Below are 26,693 nucleotides of genomic sequence, written 5' to 3' on the forward strand. Positions count from 1 at the left end.
TATATTGCGGAACCATCTAGGTAGATTAGTGGAGCTCCATGCTGAACAGATTGGTAAAATGCTTTTTCAATCTTTCCTTTACTTCATACAGGGATACTTCATATCCTAATTCACGTTGTAAGGAAGTTACATCTTTATCCTCGATGCCACATGGTACTATATGGTTAAAATAATTTAAATCCGTATTAACATTAAACGCAAAGCCATGCATGGTCACCCAACGGCTTGCTCGTACGCCAATGGCGCATATTTTACGGGCCCGATCGTTGTCTGCATCTAACCAAACTCCGGTATAACCGGGATAGCGCCCCGCGGTAATACCATAGTCGGCCAATGTACGGATAATCGCTTCTTCGATGGTGCGCATGTATAAATGGATATCCGTAAAAAAATTATCCAGATCGAGAATCGGATAACCAACCAATTGCCCCGGACCATGGTAGGTAATATCACCGCCCCGATTTATTTTATAGTAAACGGCGTCTTTTTCCTTTAAGCCTTCATCATCCAATAACAGATGTTCGGGTTTGCCGCTTTTGCCTAAGGTATAAACATGCGGATGCTCCACGAAAATGAGATAGTTATCTGTAGGTAAAGTGGCGTTATGAATGCGGTTATGGGTTTTCTGTTGTACGACCTGCGCAAAAATGGCTTCCTGTCTGTCCCATGCTTCCTGATAATCTACCTTGCCCCAGTCTTGAAAAAATACTTTTTTGTTCATTGTGCTCCTTGAAGGAATATCTTACAAATTTATGAAAATGAACAAGCATTTACGAATAGCTGCCAACAAACTATTAACGGCGATATTTTACCCGATCACATATCCTAGCATAAATTCGCCGAAGCGCTCATAATATACCCGATAAACGGCCTGCTGATAAGGCCCATTTAGCTGAACGGTAGTATGCCCGCCAAGTGGATTATACGTAAAGGGTTGTATCCATATGTGGTCTTTGAACGATACTCCTTTCTTTCCCTGTAACTTATAAACAGCCTCTTTGGCGCACCAACATACATAAAGCTGTTCGCGGTAATGGCTGTCGTGAAGCTGTGCGAGTTCGCCTGTTTGCATGAATTTATGAGCGATGACCTCTATTTTGGGCTTTATCAATTCCATATCAATACCAACTTCATGTTGCGTGCTCAACATGCAAGCAGCATAATCGAAAGAATGGCTTAAGGATATATGATGAGGAAAATTGACGAGATAAGGTTTTCCATTTTCGTCTGATGGGCAATCGATATAACCCGGCGTATCTAACATGGTACGGAGTAAAACGCGCGTACCTAGCCAATTTAAGGTACGCTTACCTTTATTCAATCGTTCAACGAAGGCTTTCTCGCTTCTACTCAGTTGTAGTTTTCCTAATAGCTCTTCAGCAGTTTCTTCAATTTTCCAGATTGCAAAACTCGTTTGTGGATTGAGCTCTTTTTGGTATACTAATGCCATGCTTAAAGGTAATAATTTTGATGTTAGTATCAAGTATCAAGACATAAGTATCAAGACTTCTGTCAAAAGTTATGAGTTGCACGAGTTTTGCAGTTTATATAGTAAACAAAACAAAAAGTGCTGCTTGCTGCTGCCACTGCTACTTGAAGCCGGGAGCTATTTACTTTTGCTTTTTTACTTTGCTTAAGTCATTCTATTCCTTAAGTTTGTACCCTCATACTACCATTATGATACTTTCAGATAAAAGGATATTAGCGGAAATTGAAAAAGGAACGATTATTATTGAGCCATTTAGGAGAGAGTGCTTGGGCACCAATTCTTATGATGTACATCTGGGTAAATATTTGGCTACCTATAAAGACCGGGTATTGGACGCTAAAATCCATAATGAAATTATACATTTTGAGATTCCAAAGTCGGGTTTTATGTTAGAACCCAATACCTTATATTTAGGTGTAACCTTAGAGTATACCGAAACGCATAAGCATGTTCCTTTTCTGGAAGGGAAAAGTAGCACTGGCCGCCTAGGTATTGATATCCATGCCACAGCAGGTAAAGGCGATGTTGGTTTTTGTAATACGTGGACTCTAGAAATATCGGTTGCACAGCCGGTTCGTGTTTATGCGGGTATGCCTATCGGACAATTGATTTATTTTGTTGTTGAAGGGGATGTCCAAACCATGTACCACACGAAAGGTAATGCAAAATATAACCGCAAAACAACCAAGCCCGTAGAATCTATGATGTGGAAAAATGAGTTTTAGTTGCCCCCGAACTCCATCAGGTAAGCTTTTAGAAATTCGTCGATTTCTCCATCCAATACCGCTTGTGTGTTGGAGGTCTCATAGCTTGTCCGTAAATCTTTCACTAATTTGTAGGGATGAAGTACATAGTTGCGTATCTGTGAGCCCCATTCGATTTTCTTCTTACTTCCTTCAATTGCCGCAGTAGTTTCCATGCGTTTACGTAACTCAATTTCGTATAACTGCGATTTTAATAGGCGTAGAGCATTTTCCTTATTTTGCAATTGCGAACGGGATTCTTGATTTTTGATTACAATGCCCGAAGGTTTATGATGTAAGCGTACCGCTGTTTCTACTTTGTTGACGTTCTGTCCACCTGCACCACCAGATCGGAAGGTATCCCATTCGATATCAGCATCCTTCACGTCAATTTCGATAGTGTCGTCTACCAGTGGATAAACGTACACGGATGCAAAAGAGGTATGCCTTTTGGCATTGGAATCAAACGGAGAGATACGAACCAAGCGGTGAACGCCATTTTCTCCTTTTAAATAACCGTAAGCAAAGCTGCCCTCAAATTGAAGCGTTACTGATTTTACGCCTGCAACATCCCCTTCCAGAAAGTCTTGTTCGGTCACTTTGTAGCCATTCTGTTCACCCCACATGATATACATCCGCATCAGCATGGCCGCCCAATCGCAACTTTCCGTTCCGCCAGCACCGGCAGTGATTTGTAGGATAGCCGTAAGCTGGTCTTCTTCTGCACTGAGCATATTTTTGAATTCCAGTTCTTCCACCTGCTTCAATGCCTCTCCATAAAGTTCTTCAGCTTCGGCTTCACTGGCATCACCACTCTGATAAAATTCGAACATAACGGCAGCATCATCTACCGTCTGTTGTAATGCCTTAAAGCTGTCGGTCCAGATTTTTTTACTTTTAATAGCTTGTAATACCTTTTCTGCTTCTTTTGGATGATCCCAAAAATTAGCTTGTAAGGTTATTTCTTGTTCTTGGTTTATTTCTTTTTGTTTAGCATCAATGTCAAAGATGCCTCCTCAGGGAAGCTGTTCTATCCCTTAATTCCTGAATGTTTTCTTTGGTCATAGGGGCAAAGATAGTAATTTAGTTGCGAGTTGCGAGTTGCGAGTTGCCAGTTGTGAGTTGTGAGTTGTTCGTTATTAGTTGCGAGTTGTATGTTGTGAGACAACCTTACACCTCAGACCTTACCCTTTGTTTCTTATAACGTATTACTTACAACCTTATGCCATATAACTTACTTCAGACTTGCTTCCAAGGCTTGGGCTTTGTTATATAGCGTAGATTCTTTGGGTATTTTCTGGAGCCATTTTAATGCATCCGCTTTATAATCCTCTTCTTCTTCCGTATAGCTTACAGCAATGAAATAAGCCGCCTGATACATTTTAGGATCGTTTTCTGTATAAATTTTAAGCAAGTCTCTTCTAGCAGAGCCTAAATAATGAAGATTTAGAAAGGTAAGTCCACGATAATATCGAATATATAGATCGTCAGGCTGTTCGGTAAGTGCGCTATTGAGTAAAGGTAAGGCTTCCTCATATTTACCTTCATTAAAACGTTCGATGATATCGGCATATTTCCCATCTACAGGAATCCCTTCTGTATTTTTAGTATCCATCTTTATGGTATGGATGTCACTGAATTTGTCGGATTGCCAGGGAGACCATAACCATACGCCACCGAATAGGAGTGCCACTGCAATAAGGGAAATCCATTTTAAGGCGTTCATCTTTAGCTGTTTTTTTGTTTTAAGTGCGTGCGGATAAGGAGTGCCTATTGCGTCTGTTGTTCGTTGGTAAAGACATTCAAAGATGCTTTGATTGACGTATTTATAAAAATGAAGCTCCTGGGCCAATTCCTCGTTTTCATCGAGCTCGGCCTCAAAGTTATCCCGCTCCTTCGCTGTCATATTGCCAGACAGGTAGCGTTCAATATTTTCATAATTAACATCAGTCATCCTGACTCGTCCCTTTTTTAATTTTAACCAAGTTTAATTGGTCCTCTAGGTTTTTGCTCGATAAAGGTATTGAATTTTTAACATTTAATAAAGTGAAAAAATGTTAAAATAGGTTATAGGAAAATTGTAGTTTCGTGAAAATTTTAATGCTATGCTACCTAACGTCGATTTTACGAATACAGATGCCTACAACTATCTAAGTAACCATTATATTAATATTGCTCCGAAGCATTTGCGGGATTTGTTTGCCTATGATCCGCATAGATTCGAGAAGTTTTCCATTTTATTTGAAGATATCCTATTGGATTATTCAAAAAACAGAATTGATGAGCAAACGATCGCTTTGCTGATCCAATTGGCGAGGGAATGCCAGCTTGATCAAGCGATTGCCGCGATGTTTAATGGTGAACCGATTAATCAAACGGAGGGCCGCGCGGTATTGCACACTGCTTTACGGAATGTCAGCGGAACGCCAGTGCTGGTCGATGGAAAAGATGTGATGCCCGAAGTGAATGCCGTATTAGAGCATATGAAAACATTTAGTGAAGCGGTAATTTCTGGTGCGTGGAAAGGTTATAATGGCAAGGAGATTACGGATGTGGTAAATATTGGGATAGGTGGGTCAGATTTAGGCCCCGTTATGGTTACAGAAGCCCTGAAGCCATACAAAACTCGTTTAAACGTGCACTTTGTTTCCAATGTTGATGGAACTCATCTGGTTGAAACATTACGGGAGCTAAAGGCCGATACTACCTTATTTTTAATTGCATCGAAAACCTTCACTACACAGGAAACTATGGCAAATGCCCATAGCGCGCGCGATTGGTTTTTGGAGCAAGGTGGAAGAGAAGCTGATATTGCTAAACATTTTGTGGCGTTAAGTACCAATACTAAAGCAGTCGAGGCATTTGGTATCGATACGCAAAATATGTTTGCGTTTTGGGATTGGGTAGGTGGTCGTTATTCTTTATGGAGTGCTATCGGACTCTCCATTGTATTGAGTATCGGCTTTGATCATTTTAGTGAGTTATTAGCCGGGGCACATGCCGCAGACAAACATTTTAAAGATACCCCTTTTGAAGAAAATATACCGGTAATTATGGCTGTTTTGGGCATTTGGTACAATAATTTTTTTGATGCCGAAAGTCATGCTATTTTGCCCTATGACCAATACTTGCATCGCTTTGCGGCGTATTTCCAGCAGGGCGATATGGAGAGTAATGGAAAATATGTGGATCGAAATGGCCATCCGGTGGAATACCAAACGGGTCCCATTATTTGGGGTGAACCCGGTACTAACGGACAGCATGCCTTTTATCAGCTTATCCATCAGGGAACTAAGATGATCCCCTGTGATTTTATAGCTCCTGCACAAACACATAATCCAATAGGTGAACACCATACCTTGTTGCTTTCCAATTTCTTCGCACAAACAGAGGCGCTGATGAATGGTAAATCGGAGGATGAAGTAGAAATGGAGTTCATAAAAGCGGGGCAAGATACTGAGCAAATTGCCTTCCTTACACCGTTTAAAGTATTTGAAGGAAACCGACCAAGTAATTCTTTCCTCCTAAAGAAAATCACACCGCGTAGTCTGGGTACCTTGATTGCCTTTTACGAACATAAAATCTTTACCCAGGGGATTATCTGGAATATATTCAGCTTTGACCAATGGGGAGTGGAATTAGGTAAACAGTTGGCTGGAAAAATTCTACCCGAACTAAAAAATGATCAAGAAATACAGACACATGATTCGTCGACGAATGGCTTGATTAATCAATATAAAGTTTGGCGATAATCACTCATTAGTAAGGTGAATGCTCGAAACCATTTGCAGGTTTTATTGTTCTAATCAATCAGGAGTTTAATTAAGGCGTGTATGAATAGAACTTCATTACTCTGGTTATGTATAGGCGTCCTGTACGGTATGCTCGCTTGTAAGGGAGAGACGCAAGGACAGGAAGAGCAGGTGACAACACCTACTGATTCTGTTGGAGAATACGGCACAAACATCACCTTAGCACAACCTTTGGCAACTGCATCTGCTTCCAATACTTCAAAGGTTATTGGCTGGCCTACGGAGCGCAAACCAATAGCTCCTGCCGGATATCATGTTGAAAAATTTGCATGGGGATTACAGAATCCACGGTGGATTTATGTGGCTTCCAATGGCGATATTTTTGTTGCCGAATCACAGACCCAGGGAGCGAGCGCAAACCGAATTAATTTATTTCGCGATACGAACGGCGATGGTATTGCTGAAAATAAAAGTGTTTTTTTAGAAAATCTGAATCGCCCCTTTGGCATGTTGGCTCTAGATAGCGTCTTCTATGTAGCGAATACGGATGGCATTTGGCGCTACCGCTATCACCTTGGTGAAGTTAAGATCATGACAAAAGGGGAAAAAATCCTCTCCCTGCCTGCTGGTGGCTATAACAATCATTGGACAAGAAATTTATTGTTAAATGCAGACAGCACCAAAATCTATGTTACAGTAGGTTCTGGAAGCAACGTTGGCGAGCATGGCATGGAAAATGAACGCCGACGAGCCAATATTTTGGAAATAAATCTCGACGGTAGTAGCGAGCGGGTGTTTGCAGCTGGATTGCGCAATCCGGTAGGCATGGCTTGGGAACCAACTACCGGAAAGTTATGGGTAGCCGTTAATGAACGGGATGAACTAGGAGATCAATTAGTGCCCGATTATATTACCAGTGTGGAAGAAAATGGATTTTATGGATGGCCTTACGCATATTGGGGTAAAAACCCGGATCCAAGGTTAAATGGTAGACGGGAGGACCTGGTGGCCGAATCTATTATTCCAGATTTTGCCTTAGGTGCACATACTGCTTCTCTCGGATTGGCTTTTAGTACGAGCAATGGATTTAAAGCAGGAGCCTATGTGGGGCAACACGGTTCGTGGAACCGATCGAAGTTGGTCGGATATAAGGTGTTATATGTTCCCTTTGAGAAAGGAGCGCCCACGGGCGCATATAGTGATTTTCTAACCGGTTTTATCGCTGATGAGGCTAAAGGAGAAGTTTACGGCAGACCTGTCGGTGTTGCCTTTACTAAGCAAGGATATATGCTTGTTGCCGATGATGTAGGAAATACAATATGGGCGGTGGTGCCGAATTAGTTTGTTTAGCTTTATAAGTACTAAGTCATACGTTATAAGAGGTAAAGGGTTTAAGGTACAAGGTGTAAGGTTTTATTGACACTCGTAACGCACAACTGGTAACACGCAAGGTAGAACATACAACTAAAACTTATAACTTTATAAGAAGCTTTTTCCCTTAAGCTTTAATGTTTTCCACTTTGGTATTAATCTGATCCAAATACTTCGGTACTAAATACTCAGTACTAATAGAAAAATCACTAACTTTGAATTTAGTATTGATGTCATTATGACGGATTGCTATTATTTCCGCTATAAAGAATACGTTCTAAATGGCAGAAGAGAAAATGATAAATTAGTGTTTATATGCACCTAATTCAGTTTTTTGCATATAAATACAAATTTATCTAAGTTTGGCGCATTTGTTGAAAACAAATGGCGTATATTATTAGATTAAATTAAACATGTTAGGATTCTTAAGCAAAATTTTTGGCAGTAAATCTGACCGCGATATAAAACATATTCGTCCCTTAGTAGAAAAAATCAAGGAGGAGTTTGCTAAATTGGAGGCGTTGAGTAATGATGAGCTTCGGGCGAAAACTGCGGAGTTTAAGCAACGTATTGCCGATTATTTAGCTGATATTGACGAAGAAATTAACAATCTGAAGGCAGAAGCGGAGCAACCAAAGGTCGAAATGGCAGAAAAAAACGCTATTTATGACAAAGTGGATAAACTCATCAAAGATCGCGATAAAAAGCTGGAAGAAGTATTACTGGAAATCCTACCGGAAGCTTTCGCCGTGGTAAAAGAAACAGCCCGTCGATTTAAGGAAAACCCTACTTTGGAGGTAACGGCTAATGATTTCGATCGCGATATGGCCGCGACGCGTCCTCATGTTGAAATTAAAGGTGATCAGGCTATTTGGCATAATACCTGGATAGCTGCCGGTAATGAAGTTACCTGGAACATGGTGCACTACGATGTACAGTTGATCGGGGGGATTGTTTTACATGAAGGTAAGATTGCCGAAATGGCAACCGGTGAAGGTAAAACTCTTGTTGGAACGTTACCTGCTTATTTAAATGCCTTATCCGGACAGGGAGTACACATTGTAACCGTAAATGATTACTTGGCCCGTCGTGACTCGGAGTGGAATGGTCCTTTATTTGAATTCCATGGACTGCGGGTGGATTGTATTGATAAACATCAGCCGAATTCTGCTGCTCGGCGGAATGCCTATGCTGCGGATATTGTATTTGGCACCAATAACGAATTTGGGTTTGACTATCTACGCGATAACATGGCGCAATCCCCAGAAGGGTTGGTGCAGCGTAAATTGCATTTTGCTATGGTGGATGAAGTCGATTCGGTATTGATTGATGATGCACGTACACCATTAATTATTTCCGGACCAATACCACGTGGTGATGAACATGAATTTTATGAGTTAAGACCACGTATTGAACGTTTAGTAAATGCACAAAAGGCGTATATTAATGGTGTGCTCAATGAAGCGAAGAAGGGCATTAGTGCCGGAGATACCGATGTTGAAGGAGCTGGAATGGCCTTGTTACGTGCACATCGTGGCTTGCCTAAAAATAAGGCCTTAATTAAGTTCTTGAGTGAAGGAAGTAACCGCCAGGTATTAACCAAAACGGAGAACTATTACCTACAGGAACAAAGCAAGAACATGCCGAAAGTTGATGCCGAATTGTTCTTCGTTATTGATGAAAAAAATAATCAGGTTGAGCTAACAGAAAAAGGGATTGAATTAATTACCGCTTCAGGCGAAGATCCACATTTCTTTGTGATGCCGGATGTGGGTTCCGAAATTGCAGAAATTGAAAAATCAGCTAGTAACGCAGAAGAGAAAGCCCGTAAGAAGGATGAATTGATGCGTGACTTTTCGATTAAATCTGAACGGATTCACTCGGTAAACCAGTTGTTGAAGGCCTATACTTTATTTGAAAAAGATGTAGAATATATCATCGATGAGGGTAAAGTAAAAATTGTTGATGAGCAAACAGGCCGTATTATGGAAGGCCGCCGCTATTCGGATGGATTGCATCAAGCTATCGAGGCTAAGGAAAATGTAAAGGTAGAAGATGCTACTCAAACGTATGCTACGATTACCTTACAGAATTATTTCCGGATGTACCATAAATTGGCGGGGATGACCGGTACGGCAGTTACAGAAGCGGGTGAATTATGGCAAATCTATAAGCTGGATGTTGTCGAAATCCCAACTAATATTCCGATTCAACGAGATGACCGTCAAGATTTGGTATACCGTACCGCACGGGAAAAATATAATGCTGTGGCGGAGGAGATTCAGCGATTAACAGAAGCTGGCAGACCGGTACTGGTAGGAACAACTTCGGTCGAAATTTCCGAACTCTTAAGTCGGATGTTAAAACTCCGCGGAATCAAACATAATGTATTGAACGCCAAATTACACCAGCGAGAGGCCGACATTGTGGCAGAAGCAGGGCAGGCTGGTACCGTTACCATTGCCACAAATATGGCTGGTCGGGGTACCGATATCAAGCTCGGATCAGGCGTAAAAGAGGCAGGTGGTTTAGCTATTGTGGGCACCGAACGCCATGAATCGCGTCGAGTAGATCGTCAGCTGCGCGGTCGTGCAGGCCGTCAAGGAGACCCCGGTTCTTCTCAATTCTTCGTTTCCCTAGAAGATAATTTGATGCGCCTTTTTGGGTCTGAAAGGATTTCCAACATTATGGTACGTATGGGTATCGAGGAAGGAGAAGTGATCCAGCACTCCATGATTACGAAATCCATCGAGCGTGCACAGAAAAAAGTGGAAGAAAATAACTTTGGCATTCGTAAACGTCTGTTGGAGTATGATGATGTCATGAACTCTCAGCGTACGGTTATTTATGCGAAGCGTAAGAATGCGCTTTTCGGCGAACGCTTGGATGTCGATTTAAATAATACCATCTATGATGTAGTAGAGGATGTTGTTGCGGAGTATAAAGAAGCAGGAACGTACGAAGATTTTCAGTTAGAATTTATTCGAATATTTTCCGTAGATCCGGAATTAACTCCTGATGCTTTTGCTAATGGGAATATTGAATCCTTAACCGATTCTTTATTTGCCCACGTCATCGATTTTTATCAACGGAAGGCCGACCAAGTAGCCAACCAAACGTTGCCGGTATTAAAAGATGTATTTGCCACCCGTGGAGAACAAATTGAGAATATTGTTGTGCCTTTTACCGATGGATTAAGAGGCTTGCAGGTAGCTGCTAACCTGAAAAAAGCGGTGGAAAGTAACGGACAAGAAGTATTTAAGGCTTTTGAGCGAGGGGTCGTACTTTCCTTAATTGATGAAGCTTGGAAAGAACACCTACGGGAAATGGATGATCTGAAACAGTCGGTACAGAATGCGGTTTACGAGCAAAAAGACCCTATCATTATTTATAAAATGGAAGCCTATAATTTATTTAAGGAAATGCTGGCTACTATGAATAAAGATATCGTGTCTTTCTTGTTTAAAGGGGAAATACCACAACAGCAACCGCAAGAAGTAAGAGAAGCGCGTAGGCCAGTGCAACAGAAAGTACAGGTGTCGAAACCGGAATTAGCTTCGGCAACGGCAGGAGGCGGAATGCCGATGGAAGACACTCGTGAAATACAGAAAACACAGCCCATCCGTAACGACAATAAAATTGGAAGGAATGATCCTTGTCCGTGTGGAAGTGGAAAGAAATATAAAAACTGTCACGGTATAGGACAAGTTTAAGTTTAGTTATGCGTTGTGAGTTGTCAGCATAGGGAAGGCACTTTTTCGTTTGCTCTGACAGGACGGAGGGAAATAATAATCCTCGACATAATGCTGAGGAAACGTAGCGCATATAGCTTAAAACGTACAGCGTTAAAACTAAAAAAATGGTAAACAAGTTTTTTGGACGTTTTTTATTACTGAATGGTTTGATATTCGTTTCTTTTATAGGTCGTGTAGCAGCTCAGCAATATGGCGTAGTAGAAGAACATAAAAGTCCGCTCATTGAACGACTTCAGAAAGAGCGGATGTTATTGGGAAATAATTTAAGCAATACAGGTGAGGTGACTAAGCCTGGCGTGCCCTTGAAAACGGGAAAAAAGGTCACCGCGAGAGGCTATCGGGTGCAGATTTATTCTGGCTCAAACCGGACAGATGCATATAGCGCGCAAGCTAGGTTTAAACAGATTTATAAGGATTTAAATACGTATGTCGGGTATGAGCAACCCAATTACCGGGTAAAGGTAGGCGACTTTACCAGTAGGAGTGAAGCGCAGGCTTTGGCAAATCAGTTGAAGCGCGATTTCAATGCCGTCTTTATCTTTACGGAAACCATTACCATAGAATATTAATCGGCATGCTAAAAGAATCCGTTTATACACTAGCTCAATCTATTTTTGCTGAAGTTGTTTCAAACAGACGGCATATTCATGCGCATCCTGAACTTTCTTTCGAAGAATATAATACCGCTGCTTTTATTAAAGAAAAATTAAATGCCCTCGGGATTAAATGGCAGGAAATGGCCAATACGGGGGTTGTTGCACTGATTAAAGGAGACAAACCCGGAGATCAAGTGCTAGCCTTAAGGGCAGATATTGATGCCTTACCGATAAAGGAGGTTTCCGGCAGAGCATATGGCTCTACCAATGAGGGAGTCATGCACGCTTGTGGACATGATGTCCATACGTCTTCCTTGATTGGAACAGCGCAGATTTTAGTGGCTTTAAAAAGTGATTTTGCTGGTACGGTAAAACTGATTTTCCAACCAGGGGAAGAAAAGCTTCCAGGTGGTGCCAGTTTACTGATTAAAGAAGGAGTATTGGAAAATCCGGTACCTGAAGCAATTATTGGGCAACATGTAATGCCTTTAATTGAAGCAGGGAAGGTGGGCTTTCGTTCAGGCAAGTATATGGCATCTACAGATGAGCTCTATGTGACCGTGAAAGGAAAAGGTGGACATGCTGCTCAACCCCAGCAAAATATTGATCCGGTAGTGATCACAGCGCATATCATTACTGCATTACAGCAAATCGTTAGTCGCATATCGGATCCTAAAATGCCTACCGTTTTATCTTTTGGAAAGGTAATCGCTGAAGGGGCTACCAACGTCATTCCAGATGAGGTACGATTGGAAGGCACTTTCCGTACGTTTGACGAAACCTGGAGAGGAGAGGCCCATCAGAAAATGAAAAAGATGGCGGAGGGAATAGCCGAAAGTATGGGGGGATCTTGCGATTTTGAAGTGCGCCGTGGTTATCCTTTTTTGGTAAATAATGAAACCCTGACACAAGAAGTAAGGGCTTATGCTGAGGATTATTTGGGGAAAGAAAATGTGGTTGACTTAGATCTTTGGATGGCCGGGGAGGATTTTGCCTTTTATTCGCAAGCTATTGACGCCTGTTTTTATCGCTTGGGAACCCGTAATGAAGAACGCGGAATTACAGCTTCCGTACACACCCCTAGCTTTGATATCGATGAAAAAGCGTTAGCCCTAAGTACAGGATTGATGGCTTACATAGCTTTAAAGCGTCTCGGAAATTAATTAAATTTTTCCTTTGTTGACTTCTATTCGGCATACTTGGTATGCTTTCTGTTATATTTTAATAGTTTTTATTTATTAGTTAGACATCCCTTATTCACGTTGGGTGTAGAAAAAGATGATTATGGAGAATCTGGAAACAAGTATTGAAAAATCCTCAAATTTTATTAGCCGTTTTAGTTATGATAAATTAATAGCATTGGGTGTAGATAAGTCAGTAGCTGCCTATGTAAACGTGTTTGTATTGTTAGCCATATTGGTTATATTAGTTTATTTCGTACAATATCTCGTTAGGAAGGTATTGAGAATACTCTTTACAAAACTCGCTTCTAGCACTCGATTACGTTTTTTTAATTATTTGCTGAAAAATCGTTTTCCTCATTTTTTGGCGATGATTGCTCCATTTAGTCTCATAAAAAATGCTATTCCCGTCGTTTTTGATGATTTTCCAAAACTCATCAGTCCTTTCGAAACATTGATGGACATCTACATGGTGTTTATGATTATTTCCATTGTCATGTCTATTATCCGATCGGGAGCTGATTTATTGCGTGAAAAACCGGAGTTTCATGCCAAACCAGTGGAAAGTTATCTGCAGGTGATTCGTATGGTGTTTTTTTTATTTGGTGCCGTATCGATATTCTCTACAATTACCGGTCAACCAGTAGGCGCTTTTTTTGCTGCTATGGGAGCTGCGTCAGCCATCCTCTTATTAATGTTTAAAGATACGATTATGGGTTTTGTAGCCAGTATTCAGGTAACCACGAACGATATGGTGCGTATTGGCGACTGGATAACCATGCCTAAATATGGTGCGGATGGTGATGTGGAGGAAATTAATCTGACAACGGTTAAAGTACGCAATTTTGATAAAACCATTACGACTATCCCGACCTATACGCTGATATCTGATTCCTTTCAGAATTGGCGAGGTATGCAAGAATCGGGTGGACGCCGAATAAAAAGGGCTATTATTATTAAACAATCGAGTATCCGCTTCGTAACGGATGAAGAATTACCGAAATACCAAAAGATTCAAGGTATACAAAGTTATATCCAACATCGGTCTGAAGAGATCAGAAAACATAACGAAAAAATAGGTGCCGATAGAAGTGTGATATTAAATGGGCGCAATTTTACAAATTTTGGGCTTTATCGAAAATATATTGATTGGTATCTGAATAATCATCCTGCTCTTCACAAAAATATGACCTTGATGGTCCGACAATTGGCACCTTCCGAAAATGGTCTGCCGCTGGAGTTATATGCTTTTACCGCAACGACAAAATGGGCGGAATATGAATACATCATGGCCGACATTTTTGATCACTTGATTGCTGCGATTCCTTATTTTGATCTGAACATTTTTGAACTGGAAACCGGTTCGGATGTCTGCGGAATTGAATTTACCAATGAGCTGGATATTAAGAAGGAGAAGCTTTAGCTAAACCTTAACATAAAATAGCAGTGACACTGGCTTAGCACGGTTATTCGTGGTTTATGACTGCCACTGCTACCGCTACTTTAATCAAATCTCCCAACTTACAACGCGTAACTCGCAACTAAAATTACTATCTTTACCTTAATGATTAAACAAGAAACCGTTGGTAAGATATTAGATGCTGCACGTATAGAGGAGGTGGTTGGCGATTTTGTGGACCTTAAAAAAAGAGGGACTAGTATGATTGGCTTATGCCCTTTCCACAATGAAAAAACACCTTCTTTCCACGTTTCCGTAAGTAAAGGAATTTATAAGTGTTTTGGTTGCGGTGCCGGTGGAGATGCGGTTAGGTTTGTGATGGATCTGGAAAAATACTCCTATCCGGAAGCTTTACGGTATCTAGCACAGAAGTATAATATCGAGGTGGAGGAAGAAGAGCAATCACCGGAACAGGTAGCGGCGAGTGATCATCGGGAAAGCCTACTTATCGTAACTAACTGGGCAGCTAAGTTTTTCAGAGATCACCTATGGAATACTGAGGATGGAAAAGCTATTGGCTTAAGCTATTTCCGCGAGCGGGGCTACCGAGATGATATCTTAAGAAAATTTGAACTCGGCTATTCTCCAGAAGCATGGGAAGCATTATATGGAGCGGCTGTAAAAGAGGGCTTCAGTGAAGCATTTTTGGAAGAGACTGGTCTTATTGTTAGTCGAGAGGATGGGAAACGCTATGATCGCTTTCGGGGCCGTGTTCTATTTCCCATACATAATTTAACGGGCCGTGTGTTGGGATTTGGCGGCCGTACCCTAAAAACAGATAAGAAAGTACCCAAATATGTCAATTCGCCAGAGAGCCTGATTTACCACAAATCCGATGTGCTATATGGCTTATTTTTTGCAAAAAAAGCTATTACGGAACAAGATAACTGCTTTTTGGTGGAAGGCTATGCGGATGTACTGTCGATGCATCAGGTGGGTGTCGAAAATGTCGTGGCCTCCTCAGGTACCTCGTTAACCTCTGGCCAAATTCGGTTAATTTCCAGATATACCAAAAATGTGACTATACTTTATGATGGAGATGCGGCAGGTATAAAAGCATCTCTACGAGGTATGGATATGTTGCTGGAAGAAGGGTTGAACGTAAAAGTTCTGCTATTTCCAGATGGTGATGATCCGGATTCTTTTGCGATGAAGCATGGGGCTTCCTATTTTAAGCAGTATATCGCTGAAAACAGCAAGGATTTTATTTTCTACAAAACGGATATTCTTTTAAGCGATGCAGGCCAAGATCCCGTAAAACGTGCAGCGGTTATACATGATGTTGTGGAGAGCATTTCCTTAATTCCCGATGATATCAAGGCATCTGTATTTATCCGGGAATGTAGTCGTTTATTAGATATTGAAGAGCGATTACTATTAGCTGAGCTCAATAAGTTGAAGATGCGTGCGGCGCGTAAGCAGCAAAAATCGACTGAGCAATCGTCTAGCGCATTTGATGGAAATGAACCTCCTGCCGATCTATTTAGAGATCCCACCGAAGATCCAGCATCCACAGAGGCAGCAACCGAAGACAGTTCGGCTATACCTTCCGCTGCTATACTTCAGGAACGGGAAATTATTCGTCTACTGCTGAATTATGGAGAAGTTCCGGCGAAGTGGGAGCAAGATTATCCCATTGCCTTTGTGTTATTGGCTGGCCTGCAAGATATAAGTTTTACTGATCCTGTGAGCCAGAAAATTGTCGAAGCATACCTGGAATTTATGGCTAATGATGAACTTCCGGATGTTCGTTATTTTATTGCCCATCCCGACCGAGCAGTTGCCGATTTAGCGATTTCTTTATTAGCTTCTCCTTATCACCTAAGTCCAAATTGGAACGATGAAAAACGAAAAATCTATGTGCCTTTAGAAACCGAGAAATTAAAAAATGCGGTTTTAGGAGCACTTTATAGAATAAAGAGACGTAAGGTAGAAGAGCATATGCAACAAGTGAGGGAAGAACTTAAAGTCGAGACAGATTCAGGAAATATAGAAATCCTAATGAATAAATATCAGAAGCTGAAAGTGATGGAAAGAGAACTCACCGGTTATTTAGGTACAGTCATTGTGAAGTAAGTGTATGGCCACGCATCATGTAATTGGCACGAATGGCGAACAAGCAGCATTAACCTATTTGCTGCGGCAAGGGTATACATTAAAACATAAAAACTGGCGATATAAACACTTAGAGATAGATTTAATTATGCTTGATGGGCAAGTGCTGGTATTTGTGGAAGTAAAAACGCGATCGGATACTGCGTTTGGTATGCCCTATGAAGCAGTAACTTGGCAAAAGCAACATAAACTTTCCCAGGCGGCAACAATTTTTATTCGGCAACACCGATACGAAGGGGAAATAAGGTTTGATATTGTTTCCATTTTAGCAGATCAACAAGGACAGTTTAATGTTAGACATATTCAAGACGCTTTCTGGCCGAGGTATTCTTGATTTGAAATTATAAAAGTGATGCATTTAAGTAATACACATCACTCATAACGGACAGCTTTGGAAAATGTGGTACTTGGTACGAGAACATACAATTGATTCCGATCACTAACAACTAATAGCGAACAACGAGCTACAAATAACTAATAACCAACCACCCAGAACTATGACCTATGCATTACAACTTTTATCTTTGTGTATGAACAAGTTTTTGCTGTTAATTGTTGCGGCGTTGGGTAGCGTTGCTGCGTGTAATCGTGGAGAGCATTCAACGGGAAATTCTTCCAGTCAATCATTACGTTTTCAAACGATAGAGCCAGGCACTTTAGTGAACAAAGGCGACAGCGTTTCTTTAGCGCTTCATCTACCAGCAAATGCATCTGTGGATTCTATCATCTATTTAGTAGACAATAACCCTTATCAAACACTGCGAGACACGACGGAATTATGGTTGAAGACCAATGAAATGACCATGGGAAGTAAAGGCATAACAGCCAATGTATACAAAGATGGAGCAGAATTAAGCGCCAGCACTAATATTGTTGTCATTGCGGCGGAGATACCCAAACAATATGGCTTTAGTGTTGTGCATACCTATCCCCATGATTCACACGCTTATACGCAAGGGCTAGAATTTCATGAAGGTTTTCTCTACGAAAGTACAGGACAGCGCGGACAATCTACACTTCGGAAAGTTGAGTTAAAAACAGGAAAGGTTGTTAAGAAAATCGATTTGCCTGCCAAATATTTCGGAGAAGGAATGACCTTTGTTGATAATAGGATTATCCAGCTTACTTGGCAAGAAGGCGTTGGGTTCGTGTACAACAAAAACACTTTCGAAAAGGAAGGGGAGTTTCCCTACCAAATGAGTAAAGAGGGGTGGGGACTATGTTATGACGGCAAACGCTTGATTAAGTCTGATGGCTCGAACCGACTCTATTTTTTAAATAAAGATACGTACCAGGAAGAAGGTTATATAGAAGTTTACAATACAAAGGGACCGGTAGACAATTTGAATGAATTGGAATATATTGATGGTAAAATTTACGCGAATATCTATTATTCGGATGTGATCGTGCTAATCGACCCTAGCTCCGGGCAAGTTGAGGCTGAAATTAATCTCATTGGATTACTCCCGCAGAAAGATGTTAATGAAGAAACCAATGTGTTGAATGGGATTGCCTATGACCGTCAAGGAAAACACCTTTATGTAACTGGAAAAAATTGGGATAAATTGTTTGAATTAAAGTTATTGAAAGAATGATCGAACTCAGGGTAGAACATTTTCACGCTAACTTTACAGGGAAAAGGCCTCAATATGACCTCCTGCTTGGATAAATTCCTGTTTAATCTGCTCATACCGCTCCGTGTCGATTGCTCTTGTTGCATAATCTAGAATAGTAGATTGGAGTCCCAGATTTAATGCATCGTTGGCGGTGTAATAGACACAATAGTCAGCTGCCAAACCGCACACATCCACAGTACTAACACCCCTGCCCTTTAAATAAGCAGCCATGCCCGTGGCTTTCTTTTTGTCATTGTCAAAAAAACCGCTATAACTATCAAGTTGTGGATCCATACCTTTTCGGAAAATAGCTTCGATTTTTGTCTCATCAAGAGCGGGAGCAAACGCAGCTCCGAGAGAACCCTGTATACAGTGATCCGGCCACAATACCTGCTGCAAACCATTTAAGGTTGTTTTTTCAAATGGATTTCTTCCAGGATGCTGTGAGGCAAAGCTTTGATGATTTGCAGGATGCCAGTCCTGCGTAGCGACAACCAAGGGATAGCGTTGTTGCAGTTGGTTAATGGTTGCAATAATCTCATCGCCGTTAGAAACAGGCAGGGCACCGCCCGGCAAAAAATCATTTTGGATGTCGACGATGATGAGTGCTTTCATAACTTAAAGTTACGGATTTTCTGCACATGTCCAGATATTCTTAATTTTTGTTGCTTCGTTGTGGAATTGCTGAATCTCTTCTTGGCTTAGTGTAATGTCCTTTCCTTCGCCGTCGACAAAGCGGGGAGCCCAGTTGCAAGCAGGTCCTTTATAACCGAAAAAGTATAGTTGTTGTCCTCGCCATTTGTACAAGTCGATATAGGGGTCACAGACACAATTCGATTCTTCGATGACCTGTTTGACTGGGGCTGGTAGATTTTCAGAAAGATTTTTATCTTTTGAACACGCTAAGGCGAAAAGTAAAAGCAGAGATAATGATGTGTTTCGTAACATAGGTTTCTAATAATTTATTCGTATTACTATGATAACGGTACTATCATTGCTTTCGCTACAACAAATCATTCCAGGTATTGCGCGATCTTGTTTATATAGCGATCCTGTTTATATAAGCATGCATAGATTGCGTATAGTACCTAGTTTATACTTCACGGACAAATCGCAAACCGTAACGATCAGCTAAGCGGCTAATCAGTTTGGCTAATTCGCCCGAAGATGGAGGCCCTTGTGGTGGTATGATGCTGGGTTCTCCTTTACAAGAATTACTGAATTCCATAAAATAATGCCAAAAATCTCCCGGACTGATGATGGTAATAAATCGGGCATATTCGCTTATGATTTTAAAGTCGTGTGGAATATTTCGGATAGCAAATACGGTATCACCTTCCTTCGCAAGGATGTTTTCATCGCCCACCCGAAAAAGAATGCGTCCCTCCAAAAGATAAAAAGTTTCATCTTCTAAGGTATGAAGATGCAATGGCGGCTCGGCCCCTTGAGGCAGCGTCATATCCATTATTGCCATTGTTCCACCCGTTTGAAAAGGCGATAATAACGTTTTAAAATAGCCGCCATGGTATTGGCGGAAAGTGTCAAGTGTCTGTATTTGTTCCATGATATAAATTTTAATGCAATACTGCGAACCCATACCTGCAGTAGCAAAAAGAGACGGCGAATGACTTTTTATATTACCCAAAATATACAACATTATCGTCCAATGGAGTATCAGACTGCCTTTTTGTTTTTTTCACGCAATCGGTTGCGTTTTATTTTTGTTTGTATTTGTTTAGAAAAAATACTAGCATTGAATCATGTTACCACGTTTAGGTAAACAGCATAAGTGCTAATTCAATTTAACCAATAATAATCGAGGGACCAATCATTTCATATTGTTTAATGGGATTGTTATATGATAACATGGCGTCTACGGAAGAAAAATCCTGATATTTTTACCATTGAGGGGTTGTTTAAACGATATTATCCTCGTTTATTTACGTTTGCGTTTCATTTATTGGAAAACGAGGAAGAGGCTGAAGATATTGTTCAAGATGCATTTTTGATCGTCTGTGAGCAGCAGTCTACTATAGGAGTAAGTGATCAGGCCATCAAGTCTTATCTGTATACCACAATTAAACATGATGCATTAAATCGATTGCGTCACAAAAAAGTAATAGCCAATTTTACCGAAAAAAGCCAGCAACCCGAAATGGATGAAATGCATGTACTGGATCATTTAATACATGCCGAAGTTATTGGTGAATTACTCGAAGCCTTGGAAAAATTACCGGAAGGTTGTGCAACGATTTGTAAGATGCGTTATTTCGAAGGTTTGAAAAATAGCCAGATAGCTGATTTATTGGGAATAAGCGTACATACCGTTAAAAGCCAGAAACAACGCGCATTAAACCTCTTGAAAAAGCATTTAAGGCCCGAAGTCCTTTCCGTTTTTATGCTTCTCCTACTAAAATAATGCTTTTTTATTTTTTTTAGAAAAAAATATTAGAAGAAAGCAAAAATAAGCAAAACGGTTAAGACCGTTCATATACAGTGGTTTATAAAACGTGAGGCAAAATTTGGAAGTAGGTGTCCGACAAGTTTTGGGCTTAAAATGACAAGGTTAGGTTACTAAATCGTTACTGATTACAACCAACCGAATAACGATATAATAATCTATATTTCAGTCATTTGCACTGTTTTTCATATTGCCTTGTAACTCAATGAAAGTTAATTTTAAACGTTAAACAATTGAGTTATGGAACAAGAGAAAAGATCCACGTTCAAGCTGCTTTTCTACCTGAAAAAGAATGAACCTAGGAAGAACGGGAACGTCCCTGTTATGGGGCGTATCACTATTGACGGAACACCAAAATCCTTTAGTACCAAACTGGACATCAACCCCAATAATTGGGATTTGAAACACGGAAGGGTTTTGGGCAAAAGTGCCCAGGCGCTGAGTACCAATCTTAAATTGGACAATATACGGGTGCGTATCAATAAGATTTACGATGATATGCTCAAAGATGAAGGCTTTGCAACTGCACAAAAAGTAAAGCTATCATTTTTGGGAGTTGGTGTAATGGATGATGCTATCCTTAAAGTGTTTAAAGACCAGAATGAGGATTTTGAAAGAATGGTCAGCAAGGGCAAACGTTCTCAAAACACCTACAATAAATACAAGACCGTTTACAATCATCTGTCCGAATTTATCAGGGAACGCTATCACAGGGAGGATATGGCGTTTCGGGAACTTACCTCAGACTTTATCCGGGAGTTCGATTTCTTTCTGCGCATAGATAAGGAATGTACACATAACACGGTTTGGGTTTATACGATGCCGGTTATTGCTTTGGCGGAACTGGCGATTAAAAAAGGCTTGATTCGACAAAACCCTTTTGAAGATTATGAAATCAGCATGGAGGAAACTGATCGCAGCTATCTTTTAAAAGAGGATGTAGAAAAGTTAATGCTTCTAAAGCCGTCCAAGCCCAAATACGAACTCGTAAAAGACCTCTTTATTTTCAGTTGCTTTACAGGGCTTTCCTATATTGATATTCAAAAGCTGAAATGGAGCAATATACAGTCTTTCTTTGATGGCCACCAATGGATCATTAGCAGAAGGAAAAAATCAGACGTTGCTTCAAACGTCCGCCTATTGGAAATTCCGAAGCGTATTATCGAGAAATACAGGGGCGTTACACGCAATGAGTATGTTTTTCCGGTTCCTTCCAATGCAACCTGCAATAGTCATGTAAAGAAATTGATAGAGGAAGCGGAAATTATTACAGAACAGAAAGTAACCTTCCATACTGCACGTCACACATTGCTACCATGTTCCTGACCGAAGGTGTGCCACTTGAAAGCCTTAGCAAAATGATGGGGCATAAAAATATTTCCACCACACAGATTTATGCCAAGATCACAAGTCAGAAAATCAGTAAGGACGTGGATTTAGTGTCACATAAATTCGCCAGAATGGAAGCTGCATTTATTGAAATGGAAGAAGAGGTTCTTGTTTAAAATTATTATTTACTTACAAATCGAAGCAGGATTAAGTCCTAACAAGTGGTTACAACATTTCATATTGCTTACCGCACCGTTACTAACAGTAATAGATATTTTTATAGTAAATATAGCAATGCCGTCCATAAAGCAAAGTTTCAATGCGTCAGATGGAGCAATAGAATTGGTAGTTGCGGCTTATTTGTTAGGATTTGCTTCTTTTCAGGTTACAGGTAGTAGGGCAGGCGATATTTTCGGCAGGAAAAAAATTTTTTTATGGGGAATGTTTTTCTTTGTACTCACATCTTGTATTTGCGGTTTAGCACCAAATGTAATCGTACTGATTGCAGCACGTTTTTTTCAAGGTGTAAGCGGTGCATTTATGCAATCACAAGCATTAGCGTATGTGCAAGTTTTATTTCCCGAACGTAAAGAACGTACAAAAGCAATCGGCTATATCGGTATCACATTGGGTATTGCTTCTGTAATGGGACAATTTTTAGGCGGTTTATTTTCAGGCTTACATACTTTTATTGACGGTTGGCGTTTTATTTTTTTAGTGAATTTACCCATTGGCATTGTTGCTTTTTTGTTGGCAAAAAAACATCTTGAAAACACCAAACTCAATTTCCAAGAAAGATTTGATTATTCTGGCGTAACGCTGTTCACATTGGCGCTAGGATTTTTTATTTATCCACTTACGGAAGGAAGGGAACAAGATTATCCCTTATGGAGTTTTGCAATGCTGTTGGCATCGCTGATATTGTTTTATGTTTTCATTGTCAATCAAAAAAACAAATTAAAGAAACAACAAAAACCTTTAATGGACATACGCCTGTTCAAAATCAGAGATTATAATATAGGATTGATATTAGTTGCTTTTTATTTTGCTATGCACACTTCCTATTTGTTGGTGTCTACATTCTATTTACAAAGCGGCTTAAACCTTACATCAATGCAGGCAGGAATGTACTTTGTCGTAAACGGTGTATTGTTTATGTTATCGTCTTTTCTATCGGTTCGTTTAGTAAATAAGTTTGGTAAAAAGCCTGTTCAGATAGGTGTTGCACTAATGATAATCGTTTACATTTTGCAAATAATTTTCCTTAATAACCAAACAAATGAAATCACTTTTTTGTTTTTGCTATCTTTTCAGGGCTTTTGTGGTGGTTTAGTACTACCATCTTTAATCAATCTTACCCTAAAAAACATACCGCATCATTTTGTAGGCATTGCTTCGGGTATGTATAATACTATTCAGCAAACAGCTTCTTCAATGGGGGTGTGTTTCATAGGCGGTTTATTTTTTACGATTGCCAAAGCAAAGAACGATTTTGTTACAGCCTTTCATTACAGTTTATACGCAGGAATTGGCTGTCTGTTAATTTCATTTGTATTGTTGATAGTTATTGAAGATTTAAAAAAGAAAATATGAAAAGAGTTGTCATTACAGGACTTGGAGCTATAAAATCATCGGAAACAATGTAAACGATTTTTGGCAATCATTAGTAAATGGTGTTAGCGGTGCTGCACCCATTACTAAATTTGATACTGCCAAATTAGTTATCTCCTAGTTTCATTTTGTTGTTTAAGCATAGGACTAAAATAAAAATCCACTGTTATTGAGATGGACTTTTTTACAAAGTAAAAATGAGCTTTTTTACAAAGTTCACTATTAATTTCTGTTCTAACTTTGTCATATAAAATTTTAGAAATGAAAATAGTAGACAAAATTTACATCAATGGAGAATTTTTAAAACCCCACGGCAGAGAAGTTTTAGACATCATAAATCCGTCAAATAACCAAAAAATTGGTGAGGTCACACTTGCTGATGAAGTTGACACCCAAAACGCCATCGCATCAGCAAAAGAAGCTTTTAAAACATTTTCAAAAGCTACGGTTGAGGAACGAATTTCCTACTTGGAAAAACTAAAATCGGCAGTCGAAAAAAGAAAGAAAGAGTTTACAGATGTGATGGTGGAAGAATATGGCGGTACTTTCCAGTTCTCTTCGATGAGTAACGAATTTACAGGTCAATGGTTTGATTCGATGATTGAGTCCGTTAAAGGTTTTGAATTTGAACAAACCATTAATTCATCAAAAGTTTTTTTACAACCCGTTGGTGTAGTGGGAATCATAACTCCTTGGAACGCTAGCAATGGATCTATTTGCAGTAAGGTTGCTACAGCAATTTCAGCGGGTTGTACCGTGGTCATCAAACCAAGCGAAATGAGCGCACTTCAGACCCAGGTATTAATGGAAGCTTTTCACGAAGCTGGGTTACCGAAAGGAGTCATTAATTTTGTAACCGGTTTGGGAAGCGTGGTCGGAACCGAATTAACAGTTAATCCTGATGTAGCCAAAATTTCCTTCACAGGCTCCACAGTTGTGGGAAAACTAATTGCTAAAGCAGCGGTGGATACGATGAAACGTGTAACCCTTGAACTCGGCGGAAAATCTCCAAACATCATTTTAGACGATGCGAATCTAGAACAAGCTATTCCGACAGCGGTGTTCGGCGCCTATATGAATAGCGGACAGGCCTGTATTGCGCCAACAAGACTTTTGGTTCCTGAAAGTCAATTGGAAAAGGTAAATGAAATTGCCAGAGTAACGGCAGAACAGGTCGTAGTTGGATTGCCTCAAAACGAAAATACTAATGTTGGCCCAATGGTAAGTGTAAAACAATTTGAAAGGGTTCAAAACTATATCAAAATTGGATTGGAAGAAGGCGCTTCTTTATTGGTGGGTGGAATAGGAAAACCTGATGGATTGGAAGATGGAAACTTTGTAAAAGCTACTATATTTACCAATGTAAAAAATGATATGACGATTGCGCAGGAAGAAATTTTTGGTCCGGTTTTATCCATTATTCCTTACAAAACCGATGAGGAAGCAATCTCAATTGCTAACGATACACCTTATGGATTAGCGGCTTATATCAGTTCATCTAATATCGAAAGAGCACAAAAGATGGCTTCACAGATCGATGCCGGAAGGGTTTGTATCAACGGCTTCAGCCACGACCCGATGGTTCCGTTTGGAGGATTTAAACAGTCTGGCATTGGGCGTGAATATGGCGTGTATGGTTTGGAGGCTTATTTGGAACCGAAAGCTGTTCTACAATAATTTTGTATTTTTGATAAAGCGTTATTTGATAATGACGCTTTATCTTTTAGCATTAAATTGAAATGGAAAAATCAGACATTGTCTATTCGTGCTATCACGAGACGAGCAGGAACGGCGAAAATTTCGTACCGCAACACGTCTTGACTTTGCAGATTTCAGGAAGTTTTGACCTGTCTTACGGGCAGAAGAAATACGTTGCTAATGAGGGCGATTTTTATTTACTGCGAAAAAATCAGTTGGTAAAATTTACCAAACGACCTGCTACAAACAAGACTTTTGAAAGTCTCAATATTTTTCTGAGTGACGAAATTTTGAGAACGATGGCGAAGGATTATCATTTAGTATCCGTTCAATCCGAAGTCTCTTTACCAATGATCGCCATTGAAGTGAACGATGTACTTCAAAATTATATCACATCATTAAAAACCATTCTTGAAAATCCGAAACTGCTTACCAAAGATTTTATCGACCTCAAAATAAAGGAACTCTTATTTATTTTAATAGAAGCGCAGCCTGAACTCAAAAATATTTTTTTCGATTTTTCAGAGCCTTTTAAAATTGATTTGGAATCGTTTATGATTAAAAATTATATGTACAATGTCAATTTGGACCGTTTTGCTTACCTCACAGGAAGAAGTTTAGCGACTTTCAAGCGTGATTTTGAGAAGGTCTTTCACACATCGCCTCACAAATGGATTTTACAGAAACGTTTAGATGAAGCTCATTATCTGATCAACGAACAAAAAAAATCGCCTTCAGAAATTTATGTTGATTTGGGTTTTGAGGATTTATCTCATTTTTCTTATGCCTTTAAAAAGCATTTTGGATACAGTCCAAATAATATTACTTTAAGCAATAGATAGTCACCATTTAGAAATTCACAAAAAAATAAATCCTGCCTATAAATACCAGGCAGGATTTTCTTTAATATTTTTGGCATTATTTTGAAAATAATGCCACTTTCAAAGCTATTGCGGCATCTAAAACTGATTTTTGGACTGCCGGGATATGGGCCAACGGATTCAGCATTCCATAATCGTGGATGAAACCTTTGTATTCTGTAATTGTTGTTGGAACGCCTGCATCATCCAGTTTTCTTCCGTACGCCACACCTTCGTCGTGCAAAATATCATTCTCGGCAACCTGAACCAATGCTGGTGGTAAACCTTTTAATTCTTCCAAAGAAGCTTTTAATGGAGAAGCATATTTGTTATTACGTTCTTTTAAATCAGGTAGATAATTATCCCACATCCATTTCATCAATGGGGTTGTTAAGAATCTTTCCTGAGCATAGTTTGCGTAAGAAGCCCTGCTGAAATCTGAGTCTGTAACTGGCCAAAGAAGCACTTGTTGTTTTAGATTGGGACCATTCTTATCTTTTGCCATCAGTGCCACAACAGCTGCCATATTTCCGCCTACACTGTTTCCTGTAACGTATCCGCTCTATGAACTACATATTTGATTTGTCAATAATTTGTTTATAGTTCTGCGGATAAAGATTTTTTAGATTCTTGTGGTTTATAGAGGATATGTTGAGC

General features: G+C 40.0%; 21 protein-coding genes and 3 pseudogenes. 16 read left to right on the forward strand and 8 right to left on the reverse strand.

All coding sequences use genetic code 11. The features are described from left to right. Positions 1–25: 25 nt before the first annotated feature. The gene (gene lipB / locus ABD930_RS19465) at positions 26–721 is read right to left on the reverse strand and encodes a lipoyl(octanoyl) transferase LipB (protein ID WP_345234444.1); all 696 of its coding nucleotides are present in this window, start codon (positions 719–721) and stop codon (positions 26–28) included. Positions 722–808: 87 nt separating this feature from the next. Then, a complete protein-coding gene (locus tag ABD930_RS19470; RefSeq protein WP_345234446.1) occupies positions 809–1,450 on the reverse strand; it encodes a 4'-phosphopantetheinyl transferase family protein in 642 nt (213 codons plus the stop codon). Between the two features lie 227 nt (positions 1,451–1,677). Between ABD930_RS19470 and dcd the strand changes: the two genes are divergently transcribed. Further along, positions 1,678–2,214, forward strand: coding sequence for a dCTP deaminase (gene dcd / locus ABD930_RS19475; RefSeq protein WP_345234448.1), 537 nt, complete (start codon positions 1,678–1,680; stop codon positions 2,212–2,214). Here dcd and prfB read toward each other — a convergent pair. Both prfB and ABD930_RS19485 read right to left on the reverse strand, forming a co-directional pair. Next, positions 2,211–3,297 (reverse strand): peptide chain release factor 2 gene (prfB, locus tag ABD930_RS19480; protein ID WP_345234450.1). Its coding sequence is split into 2 segments (ribosomal slippage): positions 2,211–3,236 and positions 3,238–3,297, totalling 1,086 coding nucleotides; the frame shifts between segments, so codons are not numbered across the junction. The two genes, dcd and prfB, sit on opposite strands and share 4 nt — an antisense overlap. 169 nt (positions 3,298–3,466) lie before the next feature. Next, complete coding sequence (locus ABD930_RS19485) at positions 3,467–4,186, reverse strand: hypothetical protein (RefSeq protein ID WP_345234452.1); 720 nt, start codon at positions 4,184–4,186, stop codon at positions 3,467–3,469. A gap of 151 nt (positions 4,187–4,337) precedes the next feature. Here ABD930_RS19485 and pgi point away from each other — a divergent pair, with 151 nt between their 5' ends. From pgi to ABD930_RS19530, 9 genes are all read left to right on the forward strand, one after another. Beyond that, positions 4,338–5,984: a glucose-6-phosphate isomerase gene (pgi, locus tag ABD930_RS19490; protein ID WP_345234454.1), complete on the forward strand. Its 1,647-nt coding sequence runs from the start codon at positions 4,338–4,340 to the stop codon at positions 5,982–5,984. A gap of 81 nt (positions 5,985–6,065) precedes the next feature. Further along, positions 6,066–7,325, forward strand: coding sequence for a PQQ-dependent sugar dehydrogenase (locus tag ABD930_RS19495; RefSeq protein ID WP_345234456.1), 1,260 nt, complete (start codon positions 6,066–6,068; stop codon positions 7,323–7,325). Between the two features lie 443 nt (positions 7,326–7,768). After that, positions 7,769–11,068: a preprotein translocase subunit SecA gene (secA, locus tag ABD930_RS19500; RefSeq protein WP_345234459.1), complete on the forward strand. Its 3,300-nt coding sequence runs from the start codon at positions 7,769–7,771 to the stop codon at positions 11,066–11,068. Between the two features lie 146 nt (positions 11,069–11,214). Further along, positions 11,215–11,679, forward strand: a complete 465-nt coding sequence (locus tag ABD930_RS19505) for an SPOR domain-containing protein (protein WP_345234461.1) — start codon at positions 11,215–11,217, stop codon at positions 11,677–11,679. A gap of 5 nt (positions 11,680–11,684) precedes the next feature. Further along, on the forward strand, positions 11,685–12,869 hold the full coding sequence (locus ABD930_RS19510; protein ID WP_345234463.1) for a M20 metallopeptidase family protein: 1,185 nt from the start codon (positions 11,685–11,687) through the stop codon (positions 12,867–12,869). A gap of 121 nt (positions 12,870–12,990) precedes the next feature. Next, positions 12,991–14,310 (forward strand): mechanosensitive ion channel family protein, encoded by a 1,320-nt coding sequence (locus tag ABD930_RS19515; RefSeq protein WP_345234467.1) that lies wholly within the window; start codon positions 12,991–12,993, stop codon positions 14,308–14,310. A 141-nt stretch (positions 14,311–14,451) separates the two neighbouring features. Continuing rightward, positions 14,452–16,422 (forward strand): DNA primase, encoded by a 1,971-nt coding sequence (gene dnaG / locus ABD930_RS19520; RefSeq protein ID WP_345234469.1) that lies wholly within the window; start codon positions 14,452–14,454, stop codon positions 16,420–16,422. A gap of 4 nt (positions 16,423–16,426) precedes the next feature. Further along, positions 16,427–16,795 (forward strand): YraN family protein, encoded by a 369-nt coding sequence (locus ABD930_RS19525; RefSeq protein ID WP_345234471.1) that lies wholly within the window; start codon positions 16,427–16,429, stop codon positions 16,793–16,795. A gap of 196 nt (positions 16,796–16,991) precedes the next feature. Further along, the gene (locus tag ABD930_RS19530) at positions 16,992–18,056 is read left to right on the forward strand and encodes a glutaminyl-peptide cyclotransferase (RefSeq protein ID WP_345234473.1); all 1,065 of its coding nucleotides are present in this window, start codon (positions 16,992–16,994) and stop codon (positions 18,054–18,056) included. Between the two features lie 33 nt (positions 18,057–18,089). Here the strand turns inward: ABD930_RS19530 and pncA are convergent, their stop codons facing one another. From pncA to ABD930_RS19545, 3 genes are all read right to left on the reverse strand, one after another. After that, a complete protein-coding gene (gene pncA, locus ABD930_RS19535; protein WP_345234475.1) occupies positions 18,090–18,692 on the reverse strand; it encodes a bifunctional nicotinamidase/pyrazinamidase in 603 nt (200 codons plus the stop codon). 9 nt (positions 18,693–18,701) lie between these two features. Then, a complete protein-coding gene (locus tag ABD930_RS19540; RefSeq protein ID WP_345234478.1) occupies positions 18,702–19,025 on the reverse strand; it encodes a hypothetical protein in 324 nt (107 codons plus the stop codon). Positions 19,026–19,170: 145 nt separating this feature from the next. After that, the gene (locus ABD930_RS19545; protein ID WP_345234480.1) at positions 19,171–19,641 is read right to left on the reverse strand and encodes a cupin domain-containing protein; all 471 of its coding nucleotides are present in this window, start codon (positions 19,639–19,641) and stop codon (positions 19,171–19,173) included. A gap of 294 nt (positions 19,642–19,935) precedes the next feature. On the opposite strand from ABD930_RS19545, the gene ABD930_RS19550 reads away from it, so the two are divergent. The 6 genes and pseudogenes from ABD930_RS19550 (at position 19,936) to ABD930_RS19575 (ending at position 26,018) form a co-directional block, all read left to right on the forward strand. Further along, positions 19,936–20,496: an RNA polymerase sigma-70 factor gene (locus ABD930_RS19550; protein ID WP_345234482.1), complete on the forward strand. Its 561-nt coding sequence runs from the start codon at positions 19,936–19,938 to the stop codon at positions 20,494–20,496. 366 nt (positions 20,497–20,862) lie between these two features. Then, positions 20,863–22,043, forward strand: a pseudogene (locus ABD930_RS19555) (site-specific integrase). After that, positions 22,036–23,460 (forward strand): MFS transporter, encoded by a 1,425-nt coding sequence (locus tag ABD930_RS19560; protein ID WP_345234501.1) that lies wholly within the window; start codon positions 22,036–22,038, stop codon positions 23,458–23,460. Before ABD930_RS19555 ends, ABD930_RS19560 begins: the two are co-directional and overlap by 8 nt. Beyond that, positions 23,457–23,584, forward strand: a pseudogene (locus tag ABD930_RS19565) (beta-ketoacyl synthase N-terminal-like domain-containing protein); the annotation flags it as partial. The gene ABD930_RS19560 and the pseudogene ABD930_RS19565, both read left to right, overlap by 4 nt. A gap of 155 nt (positions 23,585–23,739) precedes the next feature. Further along, positions 23,740–25,155, forward strand: coding sequence for an aldehyde dehydrogenase family protein (locus ABD930_RS19570; RefSeq protein ID WP_345234484.1), 1,416 nt, complete (start codon positions 23,740–23,742; stop codon positions 25,153–25,155). 62 nt (positions 25,156–25,217) lie between these two features. After that, on the forward strand, positions 25,218–26,018 hold the full coding sequence (locus ABD930_RS19575; RefSeq protein ID WP_345234486.1) for a helix-turn-helix domain-containing protein: 801 nt from the start codon (positions 25,218–25,220) through the stop codon (positions 26,016–26,018). A gap of 76 nt (positions 26,019–26,094) precedes the next feature. Here ABD930_RS19575 and ABD930_RS19580 read toward each other — a convergent pair. Then, positions 26,095–26,577 (reverse strand): annotated as a pseudogene (locus ABD930_RS19580) (alpha/beta hydrolase); the annotation flags it as partial. Positions 26,578–26,693: the final 116 nt, after the last annotated feature.

This window comes from Olivibacter ginsenosidimutans, from assembly GCF_039542865.1.
GTDB classification, from domain to species: domain Bacteria; phylum Bacteroidota; class Bacteroidia; order Sphingobacteriales; family Sphingobacteriaceae; genus Olivibacter; species Olivibacter ginsenosidimutans.

Bases quoted from the DNA above. Each gene is read 5' to 3' on its own strand.
- lipB (WP_345234444.1), bottom strand. From the start codon at position 721: ATGAACAAAAAAGTATTTTTTCAAGACTGGGGCAAGGTAGATTATCAG.
- ABD930_RS19470 (WP_345234446.1), bottom strand. From the start codon at position 1,450: ATGGCATTAGTATACCAAAAAGAGCTCAATCCACAAACGAGTTTTGCA.
- dcd (WP_345234448.1), top strand. From the start codon at position 1,678: ATGATACTTTCAGATAAAAGGATATTAGCGGAAATTGAAAAAGGAACG.
- ABD930_RS19485 (WP_345234452.1), bottom strand. From the start codon at position 4,186: ATGACTGATGTTAATTATGAAAATATTGAACGCTACCTGTCTGGCAAT.
- pgi (WP_345234454.1), top strand. From the start codon at position 4,338: ATGCTACCTAACGTCGATTTTACGAATACAGATGCCTACAACTATCTA.
- ABD930_RS19495 (WP_345234456.1), top strand. From the start codon at position 6,066: ATGAATAGAACTTCATTACTCTGGTTATGTATAGGCGTCCTGTACGGT.
- secA (WP_345234459.1), top strand. From the start codon at position 7,769: ATGTTAGGATTCTTAAGCAAAATTTTTGGCAGTAAATCTGACCGCGAT.
- ABD930_RS19505 (WP_345234461.1), top strand. From the start codon at position 11,215: ATGGTAAACAAGTTTTTTGGACGTTTTTTATTACTGAATGGTTTGATA.
- ABD930_RS19510 (WP_345234463.1), top strand. From the start codon at position 11,685: ATGCTAAAAGAATCCGTTTATACACTAGCTCAATCTATTTTTGCTGAA.
- ABD930_RS19515 (WP_345234467.1), top strand. From the start codon at position 12,991: ATGGAGAATCTGGAAACAAGTATTGAAAAATCCTCAAATTTTATTAGC.
- dnaG (WP_345234469.1), top strand. From the start codon at position 14,452: ATGATTAAACAAGAAACCGTTGGTAAGATATTAGATGCTGCACGTATA.
- ABD930_RS19525 (WP_345234471.1), top strand. From the start codon at position 16,427: ATGGCCACGCATCATGTAATTGGCACGAATGGCGAACAAGCAGCATTA.
- ABD930_RS19530 (WP_345234473.1), top strand. From the start codon at position 16,992: ATGAACAAGTTTTTGCTGTTAATTGTTGCGGCGTTGGGTAGCGTTGCT.
- pncA (WP_345234475.1), bottom strand. From the start codon at position 18,692: ATGAAAGCACTCATCATCGTCGACATCCAAAATGATTTTTTGCCGGGC.
- ABD930_RS19540 (WP_345234478.1), bottom strand. From the start codon at position 19,025: ATGTTACGAAACACATCATTATCTCTGCTTTTACTTTTCGCCTTAGCG.
- ABD930_RS19545 (WP_345234480.1), bottom strand. From the start codon at position 19,641: ATGGAACAAATACAGACACTTGACACTTTCCGCCAATACCATGGCGGC.
- ABD930_RS19550 (WP_345234482.1), top strand. From the start codon at position 19,936: ATGATAACATGGCGTCTACGGAAGAAAAATCCTGATATTTTTACCATT.
- ABD930_RS19570 (WP_345234484.1), top strand. From the start codon at position 23,740: ATGAAAATAGTAGACAAAATTTACATCAATGGAGAATTTTTAAAACCC.
- ABD930_RS19575 (WP_345234486.1), top strand. From the start codon at position 25,218: ATGGAAAAATCAGACATTGTCTATTCGTGCTATCACGAGACGAGCAGG.